At 64.6% G+C, this 22,156-nt stretch carries 23 protein-coding genes; 15 read left to right on the forward strand and 8 right to left on the reverse strand.

Features of this window, described 5'->3' with window-relative positions:
• The first annotated feature begins 160 nt into the window (after positions 1-160).
• From rpsT to FSY45_RS21815, 3 genes are all read left to right on the forward strand, one after another.
• Complete coding sequence (rpsT, locus tag FSY45_RS21805; RefSeq protein ID WP_003052598.1) at positions 161-454, forward strand: 30S ribosomal protein S20; 294 nt, start codon at positions 161-163, stop codon at positions 452-454.
• A gap of 323 nt (positions 455-777) precedes the next feature.
• Entirely contained in the window at positions 778-2,472 is a 1,695-nt protein-coding gene (gene mqo / locus FSY45_RS21810) for a malate dehydrogenase (quinone) (RefSeq protein WP_046461553.1), read from the forward strand.
• 112 nt (positions 2,473-2,584) lie between these two features.
• Positions 2,585-3,814, forward strand: a complete 1,230-nt coding sequence (locus tag FSY45_RS21815; protein WP_223305678.1) for an MATE family efflux transporter — start codon at positions 2,585-2,587, stop codon at positions 3,812-3,814.
• 230 nt (positions 3,815-4,044) lie between these two features.
• Here FSY45_RS21815 and FSY45_RS21820 read toward each other — a convergent pair whose 3' ends face one another.
• On the reverse strand, positions 4,045-4,371 hold the full coding sequence (locus tag FSY45_RS21820; RefSeq protein ID WP_003052588.1) for a DUF3579 domain-containing protein: 327 nt from the start codon (positions 4,369-4,371) through the stop codon (positions 4,045-4,047).
• A gap of 236 nt (positions 4,372-4,607) precedes the next feature.
• Between FSY45_RS21820 and FSY45_RS21825 the strand changes: the two genes are divergently transcribed.
• From FSY45_RS21825 to FSY45_RS21840, 4 genes are all read left to right on the forward strand, one after another.
• Positions 4,608-5,804 carry an aspartate aminotransferase family protein gene (locus tag FSY45_RS21825; protein ID WP_003067105.1) on the forward strand — a complete coding sequence of 399 codons (1,197 nt, stop codon included), beginning with the start codon at positions 4,608-4,610 and terminating at the stop codon, positions 5,802-5,804.
• 18 nt (positions 5,805-5,822) lie between these two features.
• On the forward strand, positions 5,823-6,743 hold the full coding sequence (gene argF, locus FSY45_RS21830; protein ID WP_012839458.1) for an ornithine carbamoyltransferase: 921 nt from the start codon (positions 5,823-5,825) through the stop codon (positions 6,741-6,743).
• A gap of 214 nt (positions 6,744-6,957) precedes the next feature.
• Complete coding sequence (locus FSY45_RS21835) at positions 6,958-7,221, forward strand: hypothetical protein (protein WP_003067103.1); 264 nt, start codon at positions 6,958-6,960, stop codon at positions 7,219-7,221.
• A gap of 122 nt (positions 7,222-7,343) precedes the next feature.
• Complete coding sequence (locus FSY45_RS21840) at positions 7,344-7,709, forward strand: YkgJ family cysteine cluster protein (RefSeq protein ID WP_003067102.1); 366 nt, start codon at positions 7,344-7,346, stop codon at positions 7,707-7,709.
• Positions 7,710-7,862: 153 nt separating this feature from the next.
• Here the strand turns inward: FSY45_RS21840 and FSY45_RS21845 are convergent, their stop codons facing one another.
• From FSY45_RS21845 to FSY45_RS21855, 3 genes are read right to left on the reverse strand one after another with little or no spacing between them, the layout of a single operon-like run.
• A complete protein-coding gene (locus tag FSY45_RS21845; RefSeq protein ID WP_003067100.1) occupies positions 7,863-8,057 on the reverse strand; it encodes a hypothetical protein in 195 nt (64 codons plus the stop codon).
• Between the two features lie 13 nt (positions 8,058-8,070).
• Positions 8,071-10,005, reverse strand: a complete 1,935-nt coding sequence (locus FSY45_RS21850; RefSeq protein ID WP_046461552.1) for a ferrous iron transporter B — start codon at positions 10,003-10,005, stop codon at positions 8,071-8,073.
• Entirely contained in the window at positions 10,002-10,328 is a 327-nt protein-coding gene (locus FSY45_RS21855) for a FeoA family protein (RefSeq protein ID WP_003067096.1), read from the reverse strand. The genes FSY45_RS21850 and FSY45_RS21855 overlap by 4 nt, the downstream gene beginning before the upstream one ends.
• A 257-nt stretch (positions 10,329-10,585) precedes the next feature.
• On the opposite strand from FSY45_RS21855, the gene FSY45_RS21860 reads away from it, so the two are divergent.
• Positions 10,586-10,906 (forward strand): YkgJ family cysteine cluster protein, encoded by a 321-nt coding sequence (locus FSY45_RS21860; RefSeq protein WP_034353576.1) that lies wholly within the window; start codon positions 10,586-10,588, stop codon positions 10,904-10,906.
• 22 nt (positions 10,907-10,928) lie between these two features.
• Here FSY45_RS21860 and FSY45_RS21865 read toward each other — a convergent pair whose 3' ends face one another.
• Entirely contained in the window at positions 10,929-11,660 is a 732-nt protein-coding gene (locus FSY45_RS21865; protein WP_046461551.1) for a Stp1/IreP family PP2C-type Ser/Thr phosphatase, read from the reverse strand.
• Between the two features lie 228 nt (positions 11,661-11,888).
• Between FSY45_RS21865 and FSY45_RS21870 the strand changes: the two genes are divergently transcribed.
• From FSY45_RS21870 to kynU, 5 genes are all read left to right on the forward strand, one after another.
• Positions 11,889-12,515, forward strand: coding sequence for a LysE family translocator (locus FSY45_RS21870; protein ID WP_003067092.1), 627 nt, complete (start codon positions 11,889-11,891; stop codon positions 12,513-12,515).
• A gap of 10 nt (positions 12,516-12,525) precedes the next feature.
• Positions 12,526-13,326, forward strand: coding sequence for an AraC family transcriptional regulator (locus tag FSY45_RS21875; RefSeq protein WP_003067091.1), 801 nt, complete (start codon positions 12,526-12,528; stop codon positions 13,324-13,326).
• A 94-nt stretch (positions 13,327-13,420) separates the two neighbouring features.
• Entirely contained in the window at positions 13,421-14,800 is a 1,380-nt protein-coding gene (locus FSY45_RS21880) for an amino acid permease (protein ID WP_046461550.1), read from the forward strand.
• A 121-nt stretch (positions 14,801-14,921) separates the two neighbouring features.
• Positions 14,922-15,554 carry an arylformamidase gene (gene kynB, locus FSY45_RS21885; protein WP_003067185.1) on the forward strand — a complete coding sequence of 211 codons (633 nt, stop codon included), beginning with the start codon at positions 14,922-14,924 and terminating at the stop codon, positions 15,552-15,554.
• Between the two features lie 140 nt (positions 15,555-15,694).
• Entirely contained in the window at positions 15,695-17,002 is a 1,308-nt protein-coding gene (gene kynU / locus FSY45_RS21890; RefSeq protein ID WP_046461549.1) for a kynureninase, read from the forward strand.
• Between the two features lie 34 nt (positions 17,003-17,036).
• On the opposite strand, the gene FSY45_RS21895 is transcribed toward kynU, so the two are convergent.
• Positions 17,037-18,446, reverse strand: coding sequence for an SLC13 family permease (locus tag FSY45_RS21895; RefSeq protein WP_046461548.1), 1,410 nt, complete (start codon positions 18,444-18,446; stop codon positions 17,037-17,039).
• A 97-nt stretch (positions 18,447-18,543) separates the two neighbouring features.
• On the opposite strand from FSY45_RS21895, the gene FSY45_RS21900 reads away from it, so the two are divergent.
• Positions 18,544-19,116, forward strand: a complete 573-nt coding sequence (locus FSY45_RS21900; RefSeq protein WP_046461547.1) for an XRE family transcriptional regulator — start codon at positions 18,544-18,546, stop codon at positions 19,114-19,116.
• A gap of 21 nt (positions 19,117-19,137) precedes the next feature.
• On the opposite strand, the gene FSY45_RS21905 is transcribed toward FSY45_RS21900, so the two are convergent.
• The gene (locus tag FSY45_RS21905) at positions 19,138-20,079 is read right to left on the reverse strand and encodes a DNA-3-methyladenine glycosylase (protein WP_046461570.1); all 942 of its coding nucleotides are present in this window, start codon (positions 20,077-20,079) and stop codon (positions 19,138-19,140) included.
• A 141-nt stretch (positions 20,080-20,220) separates the two neighbouring features.
• Complete coding sequence (gene ada, locus FSY45_RS21910; protein WP_052951080.1) at positions 20,221-21,099, reverse strand: bifunctional DNA-binding transcriptional regulator/O6-methylguanine-DNA methyltransferase Ada; 879 nt, start codon at positions 21,097-21,099, stop codon at positions 20,221-20,223.
• A 155-nt stretch (positions 21,100-21,254) separates the two neighbouring features.
• On the opposite strand from ada, the gene kynA reads away from it, so the two are divergent.
• Positions 21,255-22,130, forward strand: coding sequence for a tryptophan 2,3-dioxygenase (gene kynA / locus FSY45_RS21915; protein ID WP_003067178.1), 876 nt, complete (start codon positions 21,255-21,257; stop codon positions 22,128-22,130).
• Positions 22,131-22,156: the final 26 nt, after the last annotated feature.

The following is a 22,156-nucleotide window of genomic DNA, read 5'->3' on the forward strand; positions in this document are numbered from 1 at the left end:
TCTTCGACCAGGCACACCCTCACACCAGGACAGCGAGCAAGAGCCGCCTCGCAGCGAAGCTGTCGTCCCCCTTTGGGGGGAAGCGGCGCAGCCGCTCAGGGGGTATGCTAGAATCCACTGTTTTGCTGACATCATCCTCAGACACACAAGGAAATAAATCATGGCAACTAAAGCCAAAAAGAACCCCCGCCTGGCTTCTGGCCGCAAGCGCGCCCGCCAGAACGTCAAGCTGAACGCTGCGAACACTTCGCTGCGTTCCAAGTACCGTACTGCTGTCAAGAATGTCGAGAAGGCTGTTGTGGCCGGCGACAAGACCAAGGCAGCTGAACTGTTTGCCAAGGCTCAGTCCGTGATCGACGCGATCGCTGACAAGGGCATCTTCCACAAGAACAAGGCAGCTCGCGACAAGAGCCGCCTGTCCGCCAAGGTCAAGACCCTGGCTCTGGCTGCTTAATACCAGCCTCCCTCAAGCACGGATGACTTCGGTCATCTGCCGTTTGTAACGGGTGCGCTGTCAGCAAAAACATCAAAACCGCCTCAGGGCGGTTTTTTTGTTGCCTGTACCCGACATGACTGCCTCATCAAGGCATCCACAGACGCGCCTCACACCTAGCACAAAGCGCCCTAATACGAATTGATTAGCGTCAGATTTTGACTTCCCTAGGACAATCCCCAGGTCGGGGAGTCTCATGTCTTTTATAGGACTTGCCCCGTATCTTCGCAAAAAGCCTGCCGCCTGCCCGCAGGCTTTTTTGATAGTCAAGTCTAGAAAAAGTCATGAAAAAGTCGATCAAAGCAGGACTGGGAGCCGTCGCGGCCCTGGTCCTGGCCGCGCTGTTATTTTTGTTTTGGCCAATATTCCCTCGCTCCGTGCCCAAGGCCGAGAACGAGCAGCCCGTCGATGTGGTGATGGTAGGCGCCGGCGTGATGAGCACGACGCTGGCCACCTATCTGCAGGAACTGCAGCCCGACTGGAAGATCGAGGTCTTCGAACGCCTGGACGGCGTGGCCCTGGAAAGCTCCAACGGCTGGAACAACGCCGGCACCGGCCACTCCGGCTTTGCCGAGCTCAACTACACGCCCCAGCTGCCCGACGGCAGCGTGGAAACAAAGCGTGCCGTGAGCATTGCCGAGCAGTTCGAGGTGACGCGCCAGTTCTGGGCCCACCAGGTCGGCCGCGGCCACCTGCAGTCGCCCGAGACTTTCGTGAACGCCACGCCCCATATGAGCTTCGTCTGGGGTGATGACAACATCGCCTTCCTCAAGAAGCGCCAGCAAGCCCTCGTCCAGAACCCCCTGTTCTACGGCATGGAGTACTCCGAAGACCAGGCACAGATCAAGAAGTGGGCCCCGCTGATGATCGAAGGCCGTGACCCGGCCCAGAAGATCGCCGCCACCTATATGCCCCTGGGCACCGACGTGAACCATGGCGTCTGGACCGAGCAGCTGATGGCCTCGCTCCAGAAGGGCCCCAACTTCCAGCTGCACCTGCAAAGCGAAGTCACGGCCCTGCGCCAGAACGCCGACAAGACCTGGAACGTGACCGTGGCCGATCTGGCCAAGGGCGGCCAGGAAAAGACTGTCAAGGCCAAGTTCGTCTTCGTCGGTGCCGGCGGTGCCGCACTCAAGCTGCTGCAGGCCTCGGGCATCCCCGAATCCAAGAACTACGCCGGCTTCCCCGTGGGCGGCCAGTTCCTGGCCATCGAGAACCCCGAGCTGGCCAAGCGCCACGACGTCAAGGCCTACGGCATTGCCTCCACCGGCTCGCCTCCCATGTCCGTGCCCCATCTGGACGCCCGCCAGCTCGACGGCAAGCCCGTGGTGCTGTTTGGCCCCTTTGCACTGGCCACCACCAAGTTCCTCAAGAACGGCTCCTGGTGGGACCTGTTCTCCTCGGTCACCCATGACAATCTGATGGGCATGCTGCGCGTGGGCATCCACAACCTGGACCTGGTCCAGTACCTGATGCAGCAGGCCGAGCTGACCGACGCCGACCGTCAGGCCGTGCTGGCCCAGTACTTCCCCGAAGCCAAGCGCGAGGACTGGAAGCTGGTCACCGCCGGCCAACGCGTGCAAATCATCAAGCGCGACCCTGAAAAAGGCGCCGTGCTGCAGTTCGGTACCGAAATCGTGGGCTCGGAAGACGGCAGCATTGCCGCCCTGCTGGGTGCCTCGCCCGGCGCCTCGACCGCTCCCCACATCATGCTGAACCTGCTCAAGAAGTCCTTCCCCGAGCAGATGGCCAGCACCGAGTGGAAGGCTCACATCCAGCAGATCGTGCCCTCCTACGGCCGCAAGATCAACGAGGATGCCGCCTATACCAACGAGATCCGCCGCATGACCAGCTCGGCCCTGAAGCTGCCCTATGTGGATGTTCCTGCCGATCTGGGCAAAAAGGCCGAAGCGGCTCCCGCGCCTGCTGCCGCTCCCCAGAACCCCACCCAGCTGAACAAGGAAATGCAGGCGCTCTAAGCCCAGCCCTCCCCGCACCGGCCCCGCCGGTGCCCGCCCCGCCGGCCTGTGCCGCGCGGGGTTTTTTCTTGCAGAGTCCCTCCGCTTGGTGCTCTGCAACTTCCTTTTCCCCATGCACCAGCCACTGACTCACGCACCGATAGGCCGCGCCCTGCTGCGTTTTTCCCTGCCTTTGTGGGGCGGCTATGTGCTGCAGTCGCTCAATACCTCGGTCAATGCCTTCTGGATCGGACGCCATCTGGGCGAGAGTGCGCTGTCTGCAGCCGTGCATGCCAACAATCTGCTGTTTGCGCTGATTGCTCTGGTCTTCGGCATCAGCCAGGCCGCCAATCTGCTGGTGGCTCAGGCCGTGGGCGCGGGCCGCTGGGCCCTGGCCCGCCGCATCACAGGCACCAGTGCCAGCCTGTTTCTGGGCATGTCCCTGCTGATGGCCACCCTGGGCTGGCCGCTGGCCGCCCCCATGCTGGGCATCATGGGGGCCGAGCCTGCCACCGCCGCACTGGCCGTGGACTATCTGCGCGTGCTCTTTCTCGCGCTGCCGCCCATGCTGCTGCTGATCTTCGTGGCCGCCGTGCTGCGCGGCACAGGCGACAGTCGCACGCCTTTCGTGGCCCTGCTGGGCGTGGCCCTGGGCGATGCCCTGCTCAACCCCTTGTTCATTTTCGGCGCCGGCCCCCTGCCAGGCCTTGGCATGGCGGGCTCGGCCCTGGCCACTCTGGTGGCCAACAGCCTCGGCCTTGCGGGCCTGCTGGCCTGGCTGCGCTGGCAGCGCCTGCCGCTGTGGATAGGCTGGCGCCAGCGCCGCCATTGGCGGCCTGTGCCTGAGTTGCTGCGCTGCCTGGTCATCAAGGGCCTGCCCATGGGCCTGCAGATGCTGCTGGTCTCACTCTCCCTGGTGCTGATGCTGGCCCTGATCAACACCCATGGCGCCCAGGTTTCGGCCGCCTACGGCGCAGCCCTGCAGCTGTGGGCCTATGTCCAGATGCCGGCCATTGCCGTGGCCTCGGCCTGCACCACCATCGCCGCCCAGAACGTGGGCGCCGGTCACTGGCCGCGCGTGGCGCGTACGGCGCGTGCCGGCGTGGCCTGCCACCTGTTGCTGACCGGCGCCTGTGTGGCCCTGATTCTGGCCTGCGACCGATCCGTGCTGGCCCTGTTCCTGCCCGAGGGCAGCACGGCCCTGGAGCCTGCACGCCATCTCAACCGCATCGTGCTGGGCTCGTTCATGCTGCTGGGCGTGAGCAGCGTGCTGGCCGGCGTGGTGCGCTCCACGGGTGCAGTGCTGGCGCCCCTGGCCATCCTGGCCCTGACGCTCTGGGGCCTGCGCCTGCCTCTGGCCTAGGGGCTGCAGCCGCTGTGGGGGCAGGATGCGCTGTGGTGGAGTTTTCCGCTCAGCGCGCTGGCATCCATGCTGCTGTCCATCGCCCACTACCGCTGGGGTCCATGGCGCAGGTCACGGCTGCTGGACAGCACGACAGCGCAGAACTAGCCCCGCCCACAGCACACAGATACAAAAAAAGCTTCCCGTGGAAGCCTTTGTCGTTTGCGCGGCGCCCCTTGGCACCTGAAAAATCACTTCTTGCCGGCTGGCAGCTTGTCAGGAAGCAGGCAGGCCTCGGCCACTTGCAGATCGTTGTCCTTGGCAAAATTCAGACAGAAGTCCCAGGCCATGGGCTCGTAGTCACGCAGATCCCGGTTGATGACCACGCATTTGGTGCCGTTCATCACCGTGGGCACGCACCAGGGAGAGTAGCTCAGATGGCTTCCGGCGCAGGCACCACCAGGGCGAAACTGACTCATGACACCGGCCAAGCGCTCGGCCCAGTCGCTGGGTCGAAAGGTTTTTCCGGCATGGGTCATACCCATGATGAACAGTTCTTTGCTGGAAGGGGTAACCATCAAATATTCGCCAAAAAGATCCGGCAACCAGGCGGGATCCCCGCCAACATGCCTAAACAAGCATTCTAACTCTTGTATAAGAGCCATGCTGTCAACCCCACAATGGCGTAGGTTGATTGCATGGCAGCGATGCGCAATCCGCAATGTTGGGGTTATCCGGGCACTCTAGAATCAAAGCTCTCATTTTTCAGGTGCCGCCGTGCACCGCTGACCTTCCTTCTCAGGAGATTCTTGCAATGACCGCTTTCATCGAGGCAGCTTCGCCCCACGTTATGCCCACTTACGGCCGCGTACCCATCGCGCTGGAGCGCGGCCAGGGCTGCCGCGTTTGGGACGTGAACGGCAAGGAATACCTGGACGCGCTGGGCGGCATTGCCGTCAACACCCTGGGGCACAACCACCCCAAGCTGGTGCCTGCCCTGCAAGAGCAGGTGGCCAAGCTGATCCACACCAGCAACTACTACCATGTGCCCGGCCAGGAAACCCTGGCCAAGCTGCTGACCGAGCGCTCGGGCATGACCAATGTGTTCTTCTGCAACACCGGCCTGGAAGCCAACGAGGCCGCGATCAAGATCGCCCGCAAATACGGCGTGGACAAGGGCATTGCCAAGCCCGAAATCGTGGTCTATGACCATGCTTTCCACGGCCGCTCCATCGCCACCATGAGCGCCACAGCCAACCCCAAGGTACGCAACGGCTTTGGCGATCTGCTCGCTGGCTTCACCCGCATCGCACCCAATGATTACGAAGCCCTGATCGACGCGACCGAAGGCAATCCCAACATCGTCGCCATCATGATGGAGCCCATCCAGGGCGAAGGCGGTCTGCACCCCATGCGCGCCGACTATCTCAAGAAGGTGCGCGAGCTGTGCGATGCCAAGGGCTGGCTGCTGATCATGGACGAAGTTCAGGCCGGCATGGGCCGCACCGGCAAATGGTTTGCCCACCAGTGGGCCGGCATTACGCCCGATGTGATGACCCTGGCCAAGGGACTGGGCTCTGGCGTGCCCGTGGGCGCCGTAGTGGCGCACAAGGCGGCTGCCGAAGTGCTCAAGGCAGGCAACCATGGCTCCACCTTTGGCGGCAACCCTCTGTCCATGCGCGCCGGGGTGGAAACCATCCGCATCATGGAGGAAGACGGCCTGCTGACTCATACCACTGAAGTGGGTGAATATCTGAAAGCTAAACTGCAGGCTGAACTGGGCAGCCTCGAAGGCTTCGTCGAAGTGCGCGGCCAGGGCCTGATGATTGGCGTGGAGCTGACCAAGCCCTGTGGCGAGCTGATTGGCCAGGCCGCAGAAGCCGGCCTGCTGCTGAGCGTGACCGCCGACACCGTGATTCGCCTGGTGCCGCCGCTGATCCTGAGCAAGGCCGAAGCCGACGAAATCGTCGCCAGGCTCAAGCCCCTGGTTCAAGCTATTCTGGCTGCCTGATCCTCCAAGGAATTCCGCATGAAGCATTACCTGCAATTTAGCGACTTCACGGCAGATGAATACGACTACCTGCTGGAACGTGCCGCCCTGATCAAGAAAAAGTTCAAGGGTTACGAGAAGCACCACACGCTGATCGACCGCACCATGGCCATGATCTTCGAGAAGGCCAGCACGCGCACCCGCGTCAGCTTCGAAGCCGGTATGTACCAGCTCGGCGGCTCCGTGGTCCACCTGACCACGGGCGACAGCCAGCTGGGCCGCTCCGAGCCGATTGAAGATAGCGCACGCGTCATCAGCCGCATGACCGATCTGGTCATGATCCGCACCTTCGGTCAGGACAAGATCGAGCGCTTTGCCCAGTACTCGCGCGTGCCCGTCATCAACGGACTGACCAACGAGTTCCACCCCTGCCAGATCCTGGCCGACATCTTCACCTTCATCGAGCACCGCGGCTCGATCAAGGGCAAGGTAGTGGCCTGGGTGGGCGACGGCAACAACATGGCCAACACCTGGCTGCAGGCCGCCGATCTGCTGGGCTTCACAGTTCATGTCAGCACACCCGGCGGCTACGAGGTGGACGAGCAGCTGGCCTTCAACGGCAAGCCCGTCAACCCCGGCTGCTACAAGGTGTTCAAGGACCCTCTCGAAGCCTGCAAGGGCGCCGATCTGGTCACCACCGATGTCTGGACCAGCATGGGCTACGAAGCCGAGAACGAGGCGCGCAAGAAGGCTTTTGCCGACTGGTGCGTGGATGCCGAGATGATGGCCTCGGCCAAGGCCGATGCCCTGTTCATGCACTGCCTGCCCGCCCACCGCGGCGAGGAAGTGGAAGCCGAAGTCATAGACGGTCCCCAATCCGTGGTCTGGGACGAGGCTGAGAATCGCATGCATGTGCAAAAGGCGCTCATGGAGTACCTTTTGCTGGGTCGCGTGGACTGATGGCGAAGACATCGGTGCACGCGACGGCTCGCCAGAGCCAGCATGCGATTCGGGCGCAGGCTCATACCCGCTTCGCGGGTGTGAAGCGGCAGCATGCCACGTGCCAAAGCCAAAATCGCATGCATGTGCAAAAGGCGCTCATGGAGTACCTGCTGCTGGGCCGCCAGCCAGGCTGATTCGGCACGTCCGGGCTCATCTGCATACCACCACACCCATGCACCTGAGCCACATCACATCCCCACACCGCCAGCGGGCCCTGCGCCAGCTGGCGGTGTTTCTGTTTCCGCTGCGCCCCACCCAGGGCGACGCCCGCTACGGCCAGCGCGGCGGCCTGCTGGCGCTGCGCCAGCCGCATATGGCACGCCACACGCGCGTGCCTTCCTTCTTCGGCCCGCGCAAATCCTTTGCCGCGCGCGTGCGTGCGCTTTATGTACGCATCCACACCTTCTATCTGAAGTTTCTTCAAGGCCATACCTAGTGGCCCAGGCACCGGAAGCCGGAGGCCGCCCTGCGTGCCGGCTTCTCCTCCAGACCTCAAAAAGCCGTCCTTGCCCAAGGAGGACGGCGCGACCCCGATGCCTGAACCCTTGAAGAAACCCGATGTCCGAATCCGTCCACCCCTGCCTGAGCTGTGGCGCCTGCTGCCAGAACTACCGCGTTGAGTTTTCCATTTACGAGCTGCAATCCATGGGCGGCACCGTCCCCGATGAGCTTGCCCATGAAGTGCCCGGCAAAGGCAATCGCGCACGCATGAACGGCACGGAGCGCCACCCGGTGCGCTGCGTGGCGCTGCGCGAGCTGCCCGAGGTCGGCGCGGGCTGCATAGGCTGCGGCATTTACGAGCAGCGCTCGCGCCCCTGCCGCGACTTTCCGTTTGCCTCCTACGGCTGCCATGACACACGCGAGAAGTTCGGCCTGTCGGCACTGAGCGAGGAAGAAGTCCAGCCCTGGCTGGAAGCCGCCTGAGCTTTCGACAAACCGGAAAGCACTATTGCTATCAAATAAAAAGCTGCCTGCGCTTTCCAATCAATGACTTCAGATATAAAAGCATCTGAAATGCATAGATGACAATCGCAGGCAGCTATATTTTTAGCTGATGCGGTCTGGCTTCGTCTGTGTTCAGGCCTTGCGGGTATCCGAGCAGCTGTCGCCACCACAGGCGCTGCAACCGCCGCAGCTGCCGCTCTTGCCCGCCGGCGCCAGCGAAGGATGAACCCGAGTCAGCTTGCTGCGCAGACCGGCGGGCATGAAACGCCAGGCCAGCGACACGGCGGCCACCAGCACGATGGCGCCCACTATCAGTTCCTGCCACATAGACAATCCTTTCTCAGCCCCAGCCCAGGGCCACGGCGACGCGATAGGTCACAAAGCTGGCCAGATAGGCCAGAGCAAACAGATAGCCGGCCATCAGCAGTGGATAGCGCCAGCCATTGGTTTCGCGCTTGACCATGGCCAGCGTGGAGATGCACTGGGGCGCAAACACAAACCAGACCAGCAGCGACAGCGCGGTCGCCAGCGACCAGCTGCTGGCGATCAGCGGACTCAGCTGCTGGGCCATGGCGTCATCGCCCACGGCCGACAGCGCATACACCGTACCGAGCGCACCCACGGCCACCTCGCGTGCGGCCATGCCGGGCACCAGCGCAATGGCGATCTGCCAGTTGAAGCCGATGGGTGCCAGCACCACTTCGAGCGCACGGCCGATCTGGCCCGCGAAGCTGTAGCGAATCGCGCCTTCGGTCACGCCCTCCGGAGCACCTGGGTAGCTGGAGAGGAACCACAGCACGATGCTGACGGTCAGGATGATGCCGCCGACGCGGCGCAGGAAGATCATGGCCCGCTCGTACAGGCCCAGCACCAGGCTGCGCAGGCTGGGGATGCGGTAGGAAGGCAGTTCCATCAGCAGCGGCGTGCGGGTCTTGACCTTGGTGGCCAGCTTGCCCACCCAGGCCACGGCCATGGCACTGACGATGCCGCCCACATAGAGGGCAAACAGCACCAGGCCCTGCAGATTGAAGAAGCCGGCCACGGTCTGCTCTGGGATGAAGGCTCCGATCAGCAACGTGTAGACGGGCAGGCGTGCCGAGCAGGTCATCAGCGGCGCGATCATGATGGTCAGCAGACGGTCGCGCCAGCTGGAGATCGAACGCGTGGCCATGATGCCGGGCACGGCACAGGCAAAGCTGGACAGCAGCGGGATGAAGGAGCGTCCGGACAGGCCCACGCTGCCCATGATGCGGTCCAGCAAGAAGGCGGCGCGCGGCAGATAGCCCGAGTCTTCCAGCACCAGGATGAAGAAGAACAGAATCAGGATCTGCGGCAAAAAGACCACCACCGAGCCGGTGCCGGCAATCACGCCGTCCACCAGCAGGCTGCGCAGCACGCCATCGGGCATCACGCCATGCACCCACTGGCCGAAGTCGCTGACCAGGCCTTCGATGCCGTCCATCAGGGGCTCGGCCCAGCTGAACACGGCCTGGAACATCAGGAACAGCGTCACCACCAGCAGCAGCGTGCCCCACAGCGGGTGCAGCACCACGGAGTCGATGCGATCGTCACGCTGCTTGGGAGCCGCGGGCTCCTGCACGGTCAGGCGCATGATCTCGGCCACCTGCTGGTGCAGGGCCAGCAGCTGGGCACGCGAATTGCTGCCCGTCACGGGCTTGAACTGACCTTCGAGCGTCGGCGCCTTGAGCTGCCTGGCCTGATCGCTGTCTAGCCAGGCCAGCAAATCCTTGGCGCCGGACAGATGCACGCCCACGCTCTCCACCACGGGCACGCCCAGCAGCTCGCTGAGCCTGGCCTTGTCGATGACCAGGCCCTGGCGACGCGCCATATCGCTCATATTGAGCACCACCACCATGGGCAGGCCCAGAGCGCGCGCTTCCAGCACCAGACGCAGGTTCAGGCGCAGATGGGTGGCATCGGTCACGCAGACCAGCAGCTCGGGCGGCGCTTCGCGCGGATGCAGACCCTTGACGATGTCGCGCGTGATGCGCTCGTCCTCACTGTGCGCATCGAGGCTGTAGGTGCCGGGCAGGTCCAGCACGCGCACGCGGCGCTTGCCGGGCGTGCTCAGCCAGCCTTCCTTGCGCTCCACGGTCACGCCCGCGTAGTTGGCCACCTTCTGGCGCGCGCCGGTCAGCAGATTGAACAGCGCCGTCTTGCCGCAATTCGGGTTGCCCAGCAGCGCAGCACGCAGGGGCGCCTGCTCCGCGGCTTGAGGGCTCATCATGGTGATCTGGGATTCGCGCGCGTTCATGCTGCGGCCTCCAGCTGCACCAGCACCTGGGACGCCTCGTGGCGGCGCAGAGCAAACGTCGCCTGGCCTATGCGCACGGCCAGCGGGTCGGGGCCGGGAAAGCCGGTGGCAACGACGCGCACGGACTCACCGGGCAGAAAGCCGATTTCCATGAGTCTGAGCAACAGGCTTTCATCCTCGCCTTCGGAGGAAGCCAGATCCACCACCCGGGCCGGCTGATTCACCACCAGCTGATCCAGGCCCATGATGGGCCCGGTGGCCGTGGCGGCAGCGCTGGAAGATGGCACGCCGGATTCAGACGCTTGAACAGAAAGAGCATTCATGGACGAAGTAACTGACACTGCCTCAGACCTCGCCGAGGGGGACTGCAAAGAACTCATAGCGCATTATTAATTGATTTTGATTCTCATTTTCCATTTACTGTAGGCGATTGGTGCACAACGGTGGCGAATTGGCACCAGCAGCATGGACTTTTGGGCGGGTATTGAACGGCGCGGTTGACAAATCTGCGGCCCGGCACAACCAAAGGATTTGCACAGCTGCGAAAATCGCCGCCCCACCGGAAAAACTCCGCCTTCCCATGACCCATCCCTGCCTTAGCTGCGGCGCCTGCTGTGCGTCCTTTCGTGTCGATTTTTCCGTGCACGAGTCCCAGGAGCATGGGGGCAGTGTCCCCGCAGGGCTGGTTGAGGAAGTCACCGACTACACCTGCCGCATGCGTGGCACGGACTGGGCCAGGCCACGCTGTGCAGCTCTGGTGGGCAAGGTGGGAGAGAAGGCGTACTGCGGCATTTATGAATGGCGCCCCTCCCCTTGCCGGGAGTTCGCCGCGGGCTCGGACGCCTGCAACCGCGTGCGCCAGCGCCATCAGCTGCCTCCGCTGGAAAGCGGTCTGATCTAAGAGTCCCGGTCAGATCCGGGGATCAGGCGCCCTGCTCAATCAGCACCACGCCGATATTGTCCTTGCCTCCCGCGGCATTGGCCGCCTCGATCAAGGCCTCCTGCAACCGCTCCAGCGGCAGGTTTTCCTCGAACAGGGAGGCAAGGCTGGCGTCGCTCAGCATATCGGTCAGGCCGTCCGAGCACAGCAGAATGCGGTCACCCTGCTGCAGCGGCCAGTGGTTCAGCTCCGGCTCCACCTGGGGCATCACGCCCAGCGCTCTGGTCACCAGATGGCCGTAGCGCGAGGTCCTGGCATCGGCCTCGCTGATCAGGCCGGCATCGATATCCTGCTGCACCAGCGAATGGTCGCGCGTCAGGCGCTGCAGCCGGCCGGCACGCCAGGCATAGGCCCTAGAGTCGCCCAGATGGGCGATCAGCACTTCGCTCGCCAGCACCAGGGCGGCCACCACCGTGGTGCCCATGCCGCTGCAGCCGGGCGTGGACTGCGCGGCGGCATAGATGGCCGTATTGGCCATGTGCAGAGAGTCCGTCAGCTCGCACTGTGCTGCCAGCATGGATTCATCGGCGACCGGACCGTGCTGCACGCTGGTCGTGATCAGCTCCACGGCCATGACGCTAGCCACCTCGCCCGCGTTATAGCCGCCCATGCCGTCGGCCAGCACTGCAACCGGCCAGGGCCTGGCCTGCGGCTCCAGCCCCACCGAGTCTTCGTTATTGCTGCGCTGGCGACCCATGTCGGCACGCCCCACCATGCGTACGGCCGGCCAGACTCGGGATGGGCTAGAAGCTGCTGCGGATGACATGGAAGATGGGACGGGGGTCAGGTTCGCGAAAGCATTCAAGCGTAACGCAAGTTAGCTTCGCTCCTTGTCTGAAAAAGACACCGTTTTGCACTTGTTAACCAAGCAAAGGCGCAATTTTGTTCAATACCTGGAAAGGCCAAGGACTCAGACTGGCGACCTCTTGTTTCAGGTTTGTCCATGCTTTCTTCTGTTCTGGCCATGGCCGGATTTGCACTCGCCGGCGCCATCACGCCAGGGCCGGTGAACGTGCTGGCCCTGCGCCATGGCAACGGCCGCGCTGGCGCCGCCTTCTGCTATGTACTGGGAGCCAGCGTCAGCTACGCCGTCATCGTCTGGCTGATGGGCCAGAGCGGGCAATGGCTGCTCAAGCAGCCCGAGCTGCTGCGCTGGGCGCCGCGTGTCTGTGCTCTCTATCTGCTCTGGCTGGCCTGGCAGCTGGCCAATGCCCCCGGGGCCCATGGCCGGGCAGCCAGGGAAAGCGTGCCCTCGTCACTGCCGGCCGGTCCAGGCGGAGCGTTCGTGCAAGGCATTGCCATTCAGAGCCTCAACCCCAAGGCCTGGTTGGTGGCGCTTTCGGGCATCGGCATGTTTGTGGCCCCTCTGGCGGCGCAGCAGGTCTCGCTGTCTGCTGCATTGCTGCTGTTTTGCGCCGTCTCCTTGCTGGCCTGCCTGCTCGGCGTTGGCTGCTGGGCCGCGCTGGGCCATGCACTGACCCAATGGCTGAGCACGCCCCTGCGTCAGCGGCGGCTGAACCAGGCCCTGGCCATGGTGCTGGTGGCAAGCGTGGTCAGCATGCTGGCATGATGAGGCCGTCATGCCAGCCCCCAGCCACCATTTCCACCGCCACCCGGCCCTGCCCTGGGCCGAGCTGCGCATCAGCCGCCAGTCCTGCTACAGCTACCGGCTGCATGCGCACGCGCAGTACTCCATAGGCATCGTGGATGAGGGCGAGACCCTGTTTCTGCATGACGATGGCCCCGAAGCATTGAGTGCTGGCAGCGTGGTGCTGATCGAGCCCGGCCACTGGCATGCCTGCAACCCCGAGACATTGCAGCCCTGGTCTTACCGCATGCTGTTCGTGCAGGCCGACTGGGTTCATGAGCGGCTCGGCGTCGGCGGCCTGCGCTTTGCACGGCGCGCGCTGCACAAGCCAGAAATCTCGCGCTGGGCAGACCGTCTCTGCCAGCCGCTTGCCGGCAGCGCCACGGATGCGCAGCTGCGGCAGCACGAGCAATCGCTGACGGATTTCCTGCAGCTGCTGGGCCGTGCCGCCGACTCCCCTGCCCCAGAGCCCCAGCCGCCCGATGCCGTCCTGCCTGCGCTGCAACACATGCACCGCAGCCCCGAAGACGAAACCAGCGTCCAGGCCCTGGCCCTGCGCTGCGGCATGAGCCCCAGCCGTTTCATCCGCCGCTTCAGGGCCGTCACCGGCGTCACGCCCGGGGCCTACCGCCTCAACCTGCGCCTCAATGGCGTGCGCCACCTGCTGGCCCAGGGCGAGCCCCTGGCCTCGGTCGCTCACCAGATGGGCTTTGCCGATCAGGCCCATATGCAGCGCGCCTTCAAGGCCCATCATGCGCTGACGCCCGGCAACTACGCCGGCACGCAGCGCTAAGCCGGCTGGGTCAGGGACATTCGCCGCCACGCCGCCGCAGCCGGTTATTCGCGGGATACTTGCCGCTTCGATTTTTCGCACGCGCAAGTCAGCAATGGCCAACTTTGACAGTATTCAGCAACGCGAGACAGGCTTGCAGCAGCACCTGAACTCGGCCCAGATGACCATGATCGCCATCGGTGGCGCCATCGGTACCGGTCTCTTCATGGGCAGCGCCTTTGCCATCGGCTTTGCCGGTCCCAGCGTGCTCATCAGCTACGCCATCGGCGCCTTCATCGGCCTGCTGCTCATGGGATGCCTGGCCGAGATGACCGTGGCCCACCCCACCTCGGGCTCCTTCGGCGCCTACGCCGAGCACTACATCAGTCCGCTGGCCGGCTTTGTGGTGCGCTATGCCTACTGGGGGGCCGTGGTGCTGGCCGTGGGCATGGAGGTCACGGCTGTGGGCAAGTACATGGCCTACTGGTTCCCCACGGTGGACCCATGGATCTGGGTGGCGCTGTTCTCGGTCCTGCTGGCCGCCGTCAATGCCACCAGCGTCAAGGCCTTCGGCCAGGTCGAGTACTGGTTCTCCATGGTCAAGGTGATTGCCATCGTGGCCTTCATCCTGATCGCTGCCTATGTGGTCTTCGGCACCCGACCCGAGGGCGTGGGTTTCGACAACTACTTTGTCGATGGCGGCTTCTTCCCCAACGGCTGGTGGGGCACCTGGGTGGGCGTGATCGTGGCCATCTTCAGCTATCTGAGCTTGGAATCCATTGCCATTGCGGCCGGCGAAGCCCAGAACCCCAAGCAGGCCGTGACCCGCGCCTTCCGCACCACGGTGCTGCGCCTGGTGCTGTTCTATCTCTTGTCGCTGGCACTGATGCTGGCCGTCGTACCCTGGAGCCATGCGGGCACGGACAAGAGCCCGTTCGTCAAGGTGATGGAGATTTTGCAGATCCCCGGCGCGGCCGCGGCCCTTAACTTCGTGGTGTTGCTGGCCTCGCTGTCGGCCATGAACAGCCAGCTCTACGTCACCTCGCGCATGATGTTCAGCCTCTCGCGCGGCGGCTATGCCCCCAAGGGTCTGAGCAAACTCAGCAAAAGCGGCGTGCCGCTGGGCGCGATTGCCGTCTCCTGCCTGGGCATGGCCGTGGCCATGGTGCTCAACGTGCTCAAGCCCGAGCAGTCACTGGAGCTGATGATGTCGATCGCCATGTTCGGCGCCATGTTTGCCTGGTTCATGGTGTTCGTGACCCATCTGTTCTTCCGCCCGCGCTGGCAGCGCGAGCATCCGGGCCAGAGGCTGGAGTTCCGCATGTGGGGCTTTCCCGTGCTGACCCTGGTAGGCGCCTTGCTGATGGCGGGCGTGATCGTCACCACGCTGTTTACCAAGGAGTTCCACACCACCGTGCTGGTGGGCGTGCCGTTTCTGATCGTGCTGGTACTGGTCTATGCTCTTTGGTATAGGAAGAAGAAGGTGTCCCCCTGAGGCGCTAGCGCGCCTTCCCCCAAAGGGGGACGACAGCCTTTGCTGCGGGGCGGCCCTTGCTGGCTGTCCCGCACTCGGGCCTGTTATCGATCAAGAGCGACCGAACCCATTCATACACACCATGACACGTCAGATCTGGGATATTTCTCCTGCCATTCATCCTGCCGCACCGGTGTTTCCGGGCGACACGCCCTATAGCCAGGAATGGGTGGCCAGCATTGGCCCGGGCTGCCCGGTCAATGTCAGCGCCATTCATCTCTCGCCCCATGTGGGCGCGCATGCCGATGCGCCGCTGCACTACGATGCGCAGGGCGCGGCCATTGGCGTTGTCGATCTGGATGCCTTTCTCGGCCCCTGCCGCGTGATCCACGCCATGGGCTGCGGGCCGCTGATCGAATGGCGTCACATAGCGCACGCCATCGATGCCGGCCTGCCCGCGCGCGTGCTGGTGCGCACCTACGAGAAAGCGCCCACCGGCTGGGACGCCGACCTCGCCGCCTATGCCCCCGAAACCGTGCGAAAGCTGGCCGACCTCGGCGTCAAGCTGATCGGCATAGACACTGCCAGCATAGACCCCGCCAGCAGCAAGAGCCTGGACAGCCATATGGTGATCCGCCAGCGCGGCCTGCGCGTGCTCGAGAACCTGGTGCTCGATGCAGTGAGCGAAGGCGACTATGAGCTGATCGCCTTGCCGCTCAAGCTCACGGAAGCCGATGCCTCGCCGGTGCGTGCCGTGTTGCGCAGCCTGCTCTGATGCGCTTGGTGCGAGGCAGCGGGGCCGCCCCGGTCTCGGACACAATGGGCGAATTCGAGTCCAGCCATATTTGAATCAGAACCGGCTCTGGCGTAGACACAATCATCGTCAGTAGCTATCAAAATGAGAGAAGGAAGACAATGACCACTTTGCAAGATTGCCAGGCTCTGGACGCCCAGGACCCGCTGCGCGCGCTGCGCGAACGCTTTGCCCTGCCCCAGGGCATGATCTACCTGGACGGCAATTCCCTGGGCGCCCAGCCCAAGGCCGCCGCCGCGCGCGCGGCCGAAGTGGTGACGCAGGAATGGGGCCAGGACCTCATCACCTCCTGGAACAAGGCGGGCTGGATCACGCTGCCCGAGCGCCTTGGCAACCAGTTCGCACCCTGGCTGGGCGTGGGCCAGGGCGAGCTGGTGTTCACCGACACCACCTCCATCAATCTCTACAAGGTGCTGAGCGCTGCTGCACGCATCGCCCGCGAAGATGCGCCCGGCCGCAAAAAGCTGATCAGCGAGCGCAGCAACTTCCCCACCGATCTCTATATCGCCCAGTCCGTCTGCCAGGAATACGGCCTGGAGCTGGTGCTGCTCGAGCCCGAGGAAATCGCCGGCGCGCTGCAGACCGATGTGGCGATCTCGATGCTCACCCATGTCAACTACCGCACGGGTGCCATGCACGATATGGCAGCCGTCACGGCCGCCGCCCATGCCAAAGGCATTCTCTGCGTCTGGGATCTGTGCCACAGCGCAGGTGCCGTGCCCGTGGACCTCAAGGGCGCCGATGCCGACTTCGCCGTGGGCTGCAGCTACAAATACCTCAACGGCGGCCCCGGCGCGCCGGCCTTTGTCTGGGCGCATCCGCGTCTGATCAACCGTTTCTGGCAACCGCTGTCGGGCTGGTTCGGCCACGCCGAGCCCTTCAAGTTCGTGCCCGACTACCACCCCGCCCATGGCATCCAGCGCTATCTCTGCGGCACCCAGCCCATGATCAGCATGAGCGTGCTGCAATGCGGCATCGACATCTACACCGAGGCCGAGGCTTTCGGCGGCATGGCCGCGCTACGCAAGAAATCGCTGGCGCTGACCGATCTGTTCATCCAGCTCGTGGAAGAGCGCTGCCAGGGCCACGGCCTGGGTCTGGCGACACCGCGCGAGCATGTGGCACGCGGCTCCCAGGTCTGCCTGACCCGGGAAGAAGGCCTGGGCGTGAATGGCCAGGGCAGCGGCGCTTACGCCATTGTCCAGGCGCTGATTGCACGCGGCGTGATCGGCGACTTCCGCAAGGGCGACGGCGGCACGGGCAGGCACAAGGACATTCTGCGTTTCGGTTTCACGCCGCTGTATGTGGGCTTTGCCGATGTCTGGAACGCCGTCGAGCATCTGCGCCAGGTGCTGGAATCGGGCGAATGGCAACGGCCCGAGTTCAATACCGTGCACGCCGTGACCTGAGGCAGGCACCGGGGGCGGGCCGGCCGGCATCCGGTCAGGCCCGCGCCCAGCTCCAATTGAGCACGCCCATCAGCGCCACGGCGGCCAGGTCCAGCATCAGCACGCTTTGCTGCACCCAGCGCCGCTGGTCAGCCCCCTGCGCCAGCAACTGCACCGCCATCTCCACCTTGCCGGGCGAAGCCATGAGCAGCAGCGAGGCACTGACGTTGTGCACCGCCATGAATGGCAGCAGCGGCGCGCCCAGCGCATGGGCTATCTCGGCCTGCGTGGCCGCGAACATGGCATTCGCCCCGGTATTGGAGCCGGTCACGAAGCCGCCCAGCGCTCCCACAAACGGTGCGGCCAGCAGATACAGCGGCCCGCTGCGGGCCAGCGCCTGGGCCAGTTGCGCGGCCATGCCCGAAACCGCCATCAGCACGCCCAGCACAATGAACAGCGCCGTGACCGGCGCCACCTGCAGCCAGGAGCGCCAGACCTTTGCCAGTGATGGGCGCGCCGGCCGGCCTCGCGTGAAAAAAACCGCCGCCACCAGCAGCCACAGTCCCGGCGAAGCCAGCCCATGCCAAGCAGCGGGCAGATCCAGGGTACGCAGCAGCGCTGCGGCCGCCAGCACGCCACCCAGCAGCAGCGCATAGGCCGCCAGCGCACGCCGCCCCGGTGCGCTCAGGGGCGGCTTGCCCGCGTCCGCTTGCGACACGCGCAGGCGCAGCAGATGCCAGCCCACCACCAGCAAGGCACCGAGTGCCCCCGCTGGCGCCGTGCCTGCCAGGGTATTCATCAGAGCCACGGCCGCCGTCAGCGACAAGCCCGACAGCAGGCCCTGCAGCAGAGCCGGCCAGCGACGGCCCGGCGCACTCGCCAGAGCCGCCGCCGCCATGCCAGTGATGACAAACGGAATCACGCTGACCAGGGCCGAAGCCTGACCCAGCTCCTTGAACGGCAGACCCGCCATGGTGGCCGCCACCAGCGTCCCCGGCCCCATGGAGCCCCAGGGCACGGCACAAAGGCCCAGCAGGCCGATGAGCACCACCTTGCGCGGCGGCAAGCCGAAGTGCGCGAGCAGCGGTATGCCTATGGTCACGCCCACGCCAAAGCCGGTGACCGACTCGGCAAACGGCGTGATGCCATGCACCACCAGCAGCACGGCGCCCGTGCCGCTGCCGGCCCTGGCCAGCAGCCAGTCGGCCAGGGCCTTCTGCGCTCCCGACGCGCGCAGCACCTCGGACAGCAGCAGCCCGCCGGCCACGATCAGCAGCACTTCCAGCAGCACCGGCGCCCAGTGCATGCCCGCGGCCAGCCATGCTGAAGCGGGCTGCGCAAAGGCTGTGGCAATCACCAGCAGCGCCACCGCCACGCCCAGCGCTGCTGCATGCAGCGAGCGCCAGCCCGCCAGCAGGACGGCGATGACGGTGGCCACGGGCAAGGCACTGATAAACATGTACATTGCATTCATCCTCGAAAAATAATTTCCTATACGCAAAATTATTTTCTCATAGGAAAATTTTCAACACAAGAACAGACGCCATGACAAGGAGCCAGACTTGAACTCCACCACCGCATCGCAGGCATCGGAGCAGGATGCGCTTTTCGGCGCCGCCGTCCGCGGGCGCCGCGCCCAGCTGGGCATCACACTGGATCAGCTGGCCCAGGCCAGCGGTGTTTCGCCGGGCGCGCTGTCGCGCGTGGAGCGCGGCCTGCTGGCCACCAGCCTGCGCAATGCCATGGCGATTGCACAAGGTCTGGGCTGCGAGCTGGGCGAGCTGGTGCAAAGTGCCCCCAGCGCGCAGATCACGCGCGCCGGCGAGAACCTGCGCTTTGTCGACGAGGCCAGCGGCGTGGAGCGCCTGGCCCTGGCCAGCCCCAGCGCGGGTGTGAACCTCGTGCATTACCACTTTCCGCCGCATGCGGTCTCCAGCCATTTCGCGGCCCATCGCGCAGGCACGCGCGAGGTCTTTCACGTGCTCGAAGGCAGCATCGAAGTCTTCACCGCCCAGGAGCAGGTGCTGCTGCATGCGGGCGACACTGCCACGCTGGTGGTGGACAGCGAGCACCGGCTGGCCAACGCCTCGGGCCAACCCGCACGCCTGCTGCTGCTGGTGCTGTCGCCGCTCTGAAGCGCTGCCGCCTGTCGCCTCTCAATAGGCGCTGTCGGCCAGCGAGGCCCACAGGTGCGCGGCCACCAGCGCGCGCCAGGGCTTGAACTGTTCCAGCCAGTCGCTGGCGGCACGCGCATCGGGTTTGTCTCCACCCGTGAGCAGGCCGATGGCCCGGCGCACCGCCACATCACCGTGCAAGCTGCCGTCGGGCCAGCCATAGCCGCGCAGCAAGGTGTAATTCACCGTCCACGGCCCTATGCCCTTGACCGCCAGCAATTGCGCCGAGGCAGCGGCCACATCCTCCTCGGCCCAGCGCCCGGCGGCGCTGCGGGCGGCCCAGTCGTCCAGCGGCAGTTGCCCCTCGGCAACGGCCTGGGCCACGGCCAGCAGGGTCTGGGCCTTGGCCTGGGAAAAGCCCGCGCCGCGCAGCGCATCCAGCCCCAAGGCTGCCACACGCTGTGCATCGGGATAGGCGTGCAGGGCCGGCATGTCCCCGTCTTGCGCCAGCGGCTCGCCCGCCAGCGCGATCAGCTTGCGCCGCAGCGAAACGGCCACGGCCACCGTGATCTGCTGGCCGGTGATGGCCCAGGTCAGCGCCTCGAAGGGCGTGGGCGAGCCGGGTACATGCAGGCCGGCCTGGCGCGACAGCAGCGCGCCCAGCTCGCGGTGGCCGCCATGCGCCAGCTCCAGCTGGCCGGGCGCGTAGATCAGCCCCAGCATGCGTTTCACCATGGCCTGCAGCGCAGCCCGGTCTGCCTCTGCCGGCTCTGTGTGCGCTGCATGCAAGCTGGCCTGTACCTGTCCGGTCTGCCATTGCAGCTGCAGCAAGGCGGGGCTGCGCTTCCACATGATGGCCTTGTGCAGGCTGCGCGCAGCGGCATCGACCCGCTCGGCCAGTTGCTGCTCGTCGCGATCATGGAAATGCACGAATTCGTCAAAGCGGTAACGCGCGGGCAGGGCAATGAAGACTTCAAGCAGCATGCGGTTTTCTATCACAGGGGGCTGCGCCGTAGCGTACCTGTGCTTTATTCATTAAATTCATAGCTGCTATCGCTCATTAACCAATGATTTCGGATAGAAATCAATTCAAAGTCATTGAGGATCATGCGATAGCAGCTCTCTTTAAGAGAGCTTGAGTCGGGCCTGCTGGGCCTCGCGCAGCAGCAGCGCACGCTTGCGCTCCACACCCCAGCGATAGCCCGAGATGCTGCCGTCGTTGCGCAGCACACGATGACAGGGCACGGCCACTGCAATCGGGTTGGCCGCCACCGCGCTGGCCACGGCCCGCGTGGCGCTGGGCTGGCCCAGTTGCCGGGCCAGTTCGCTGTAGCTGACGGTCTGCCCGGCCGGAATGCTCTGCAGCGCCTGCCACACGCGCTGCTGAAATGCCGTGCCCTGAATATCCAGCGGCAGGGCCAGCCCCAGCCTGGGCTGCTCCATCAGGGCCACCACCTGGGCCACGGTCTGCTCATACTGGGCGTCGGCCCCGATCAGTTGCGCCGCCGCAAAACGCTGCTGCAGATCGTCCACCAGCGCATGGGGATCATCGCCCAGCAGCACGCAGCACACGCCCTTGTCGGTGCTGGCCACCAGCAGGCTGCCCAGCGAGCATTCGGCCAGGGCAAAGCGGATACGCTGGTCCTGGCCGCGCCTGCGATAGGACTGCGGCGCCATGCCCAGCATGGCCGGTGCATCCTTGTAGAAGCTGCTGCTGGCTTCATAGCCGCTCAGATAGGCCGCATCGGTGACCGACTCGCTGGCCTCCTGCGCCAGCGCGGCACGCACATGCCTGCCGCGATAGGCCTTGGCATAGGCCTTGGGCGTAAGCCCCGTGGCGCGCTTGAAGTTGCGGTGCAACTGCCAGGGACTGAGCCCGAGGCGCTGAGCCAGCTCCTCCAGAGCGGGCATGGGCTCCTCGCTCTCCAGCCAGCGGCAGCACTGGATCATGCGCTCATCTGTTTGCGAATTTGCAGCGGCGGTGGAAGGCAGAGGACTGGGCATGGCGTGAATCTCGGCTGAGTGCGTTTTCTGTCATCGGTCTATGACTGGCCCGACTTTACGCAAAGCTATGGCAGCTTGCATCCACGTTCTTGCAGGCTTTGTGTGCCCGGATTCGGTTACGCTGCGCGCACTGACCTATCAAAGATGATTTGACCATGACGAATGAATCCTCCGGTTGCCCCCTGCATGGCGGCGCAGCCATCGTCCGCGACGAGAAAGCCCAGCTCGACTTCAGCCGTGACATGAGCTATGGCGACTATCTGCATCTGGACCAGATTCTCACGGCCCAGCATCCGCTGTCGCCCGCCCATGACGAGATGCTGTTCATCGTGCAGCACCAGACCAGCGAGCTGTGGATGAAGCTGATGCTGCACGAGGTGCGCGCGGCTACGGCAGCCATTGCCAATGCATCGGGCGAGACCAAGCCCGATGCCTTCAAGATGCTGGCGCGCGTCTCGCGCATCATGGAGCAGCTGGTCAGTGCCTGGACCGTGCTGTCCACCATGACGCCGCCCGAATACTCGGCCATGCGCCCCTATCTGGCCAACTCCAGCGGCTTTCAGAGCTACCAGTACCGCTGCATCGAGTTTGCGCTGGGCAACAAGAACGCGGCCATGCTCCAGCCCCACGCCCACCGCAGCGATCTGCTGGCCCAGGTGCAGGCCGCCTACGAATCGCCATCGCTGTACGACGTGGCCCTGCAGTTGCTGGCCCGCGAAGGCATCGCCGTGCCTGCCGACCGCCTGCAGCGCGACTGGACCCAGCCCTATGAGGCCAGCGAGGGCGTGAAACAGGCCTGGATCACCGTCTACCGCGATCCGCACAAGTATTGGGATCTGTACCAGCTGGGAGAAAAGCTGGCCGATATCGAAGATGCCTTCCGTCTCTGGCGCTTCCGCCACCTGACCACGGTGGAGCGCGTCATCGGCTTCAAGCGCGGCACGGGCGGCACCGGCGGCGTGAGCTATCTCAAGAAGATGCTGGACGTGGTGCTGTTCCCCGAGATCTGGAGCCTGCGCACCGAGCTATAGGCCGGTCATCAAGGCCATCGCCATTC

The sequence above is a fragment of the Comamonas sp. Z1 genome (genome assembly GCF_008121555.1).
Taxonomy (GTDB): Bacteria; Pseudomonadota; Gammaproteobacteria; order Burkholderiales; family Burkholderiaceae_C; genus Comamonas; species Comamonas thiooxydans.

Excerpts from the sequence above, each read along its gene's own strand:
- kynB (WP_003067185.1), top strand. The coding sequence starts at position 14,922 with ATGACACGTCAGATCTGGGATATTTCTCCTGCCATTCATCCTGCCGCA.
- FSY45_RS21905 (WP_046461570.1), bottom strand. The coding sequence starts at position 20,079 with ATGCTGCTTGAAGTCTTCATTGCCCTGCCCGCGCGTTACCGCTTTGAC.
- FSY45_RS21880 (WP_046461550.1), top strand. The coding sequence starts at position 13,421 with ATGGCCAACTTTGACAGTATTCAGCAACGCGAGACAGGCTTGCAGCAG.
- FSY45_RS21820 (WP_003052588.1), bottom strand. The coding sequence starts at position 4,371 with ATGGTTACCCCTTCCAGCAAAGAACTGTTCATCATGGGTATGACCCAT.
- argF (WP_012839458.1), top strand. The coding sequence starts at position 5,823 with ATGAAGCATTACCTGCAATTTAGCGACTTCACGGCAGATGAATACGAC.
- FSY45_RS21835 (WP_003067103.1), top strand. The coding sequence starts at position 6,958 with ATGCACCTGAGCCACATCACATCCCCACACCGCCAGCGGGCCCTGCGC.
- FSY45_RS21855 (WP_003067096.1), bottom strand. The coding sequence starts at position 10,328 with ATGAATGCTCTTTCTGTTCAAGCGTCTGAATCCGGCGTGCCATCTTCC.
- FSY45_RS21850 (WP_046461552.1), bottom strand. The coding sequence starts at position 10,005 with ATGAACGCGCGCGAATCCCAGATCACCATGATGAGCCCTCAAGCCGCG.
- kynA (WP_003067178.1), top strand. The coding sequence starts at position 21,255 with ATGACGAATGAATCCTCCGGTTGCCCCCTGCATGGCGGCGCAGCCATC.
- rpsT (WP_003052598.1), top strand. The coding sequence starts at position 161 with ATGGCAACTAAAGCCAAAAAGAACCCCCGCCTGGCTTCTGGCCGCAAG.
- FSY45_RS21895 (WP_046461548.1), bottom strand. The coding sequence starts at position 18,446 with ATGTACATGTTTATCAGTGCCTTGCCCGTGGCCACCGTCATCGCCGTC.
- FSY45_RS21815 (WP_223305678.1), top strand. The coding sequence starts at position 2,585 with ATGCACCAGCCACTGACTCACGCACCGATAGGCCGCGCCCTGCTGCGT.
- FSY45_RS21865 (WP_046461551.1), bottom strand. The coding sequence starts at position 11,660 with ATGGTGGGGCGTGCCGACATGGGTCGCCAGCGCAGCAATAACGAAGAC.
- FSY45_RS21875 (WP_003067091.1), top strand. The coding sequence starts at position 12,526 with ATGCCAGCCCCCAGCCACCATTTCCACCGCCACCCGGCCCTGCCCTGG.
- FSY45_RS21825 (WP_003067105.1), top strand. The coding sequence starts at position 4,608 with ATGACCGCTTTCATCGAGGCAGCTTCGCCCCACGTTATGCCCACTTAC.
- FSY45_RS21845 (WP_003067100.1), bottom strand. The coding sequence starts at position 8,057 with ATGTGGCAGGAACTGATAGTGGGCGCCATCGTGCTGGTGGCCGCCGTG.
- FSY45_RS21870 (WP_003067092.1), top strand. The coding sequence starts at position 11,889 with ATGCTTTCTTCTGTTCTGGCCATGGCCGGATTTGCACTCGCCGGCGCC.
- kynU (WP_046461549.1), top strand. The coding sequence starts at position 15,695 with ATGACCACTTTGCAAGATTGCCAGGCTCTGGACGCCCAGGACCCGCTG.
- FSY45_RS21840 (WP_003067102.1), top strand. The coding sequence starts at position 7,344 with ATGTCCGAATCCGTCCACCCCTGCCTGAGCTGTGGCGCCTGCTGCCAG.
- FSY45_RS21860 (WP_034353576.1), top strand. The coding sequence starts at position 10,586 with ATGACCCATCCCTGCCTTAGCTGCGGCGCCTGCTGTGCGTCCTTTCGT.
- mqo (WP_046461553.1), top strand. The coding sequence starts at position 778 with ATGAAAAAGTCGATCAAAGCAGGACTGGGAGCCGTCGCGGCCCTGGTC.
- ada (WP_052951080.1), bottom strand. The coding sequence starts at position 21,099 with ATGCCCAGTCCTCTGCCTTCCACCGCCGCTGCAAATTCGCAAACAGAT.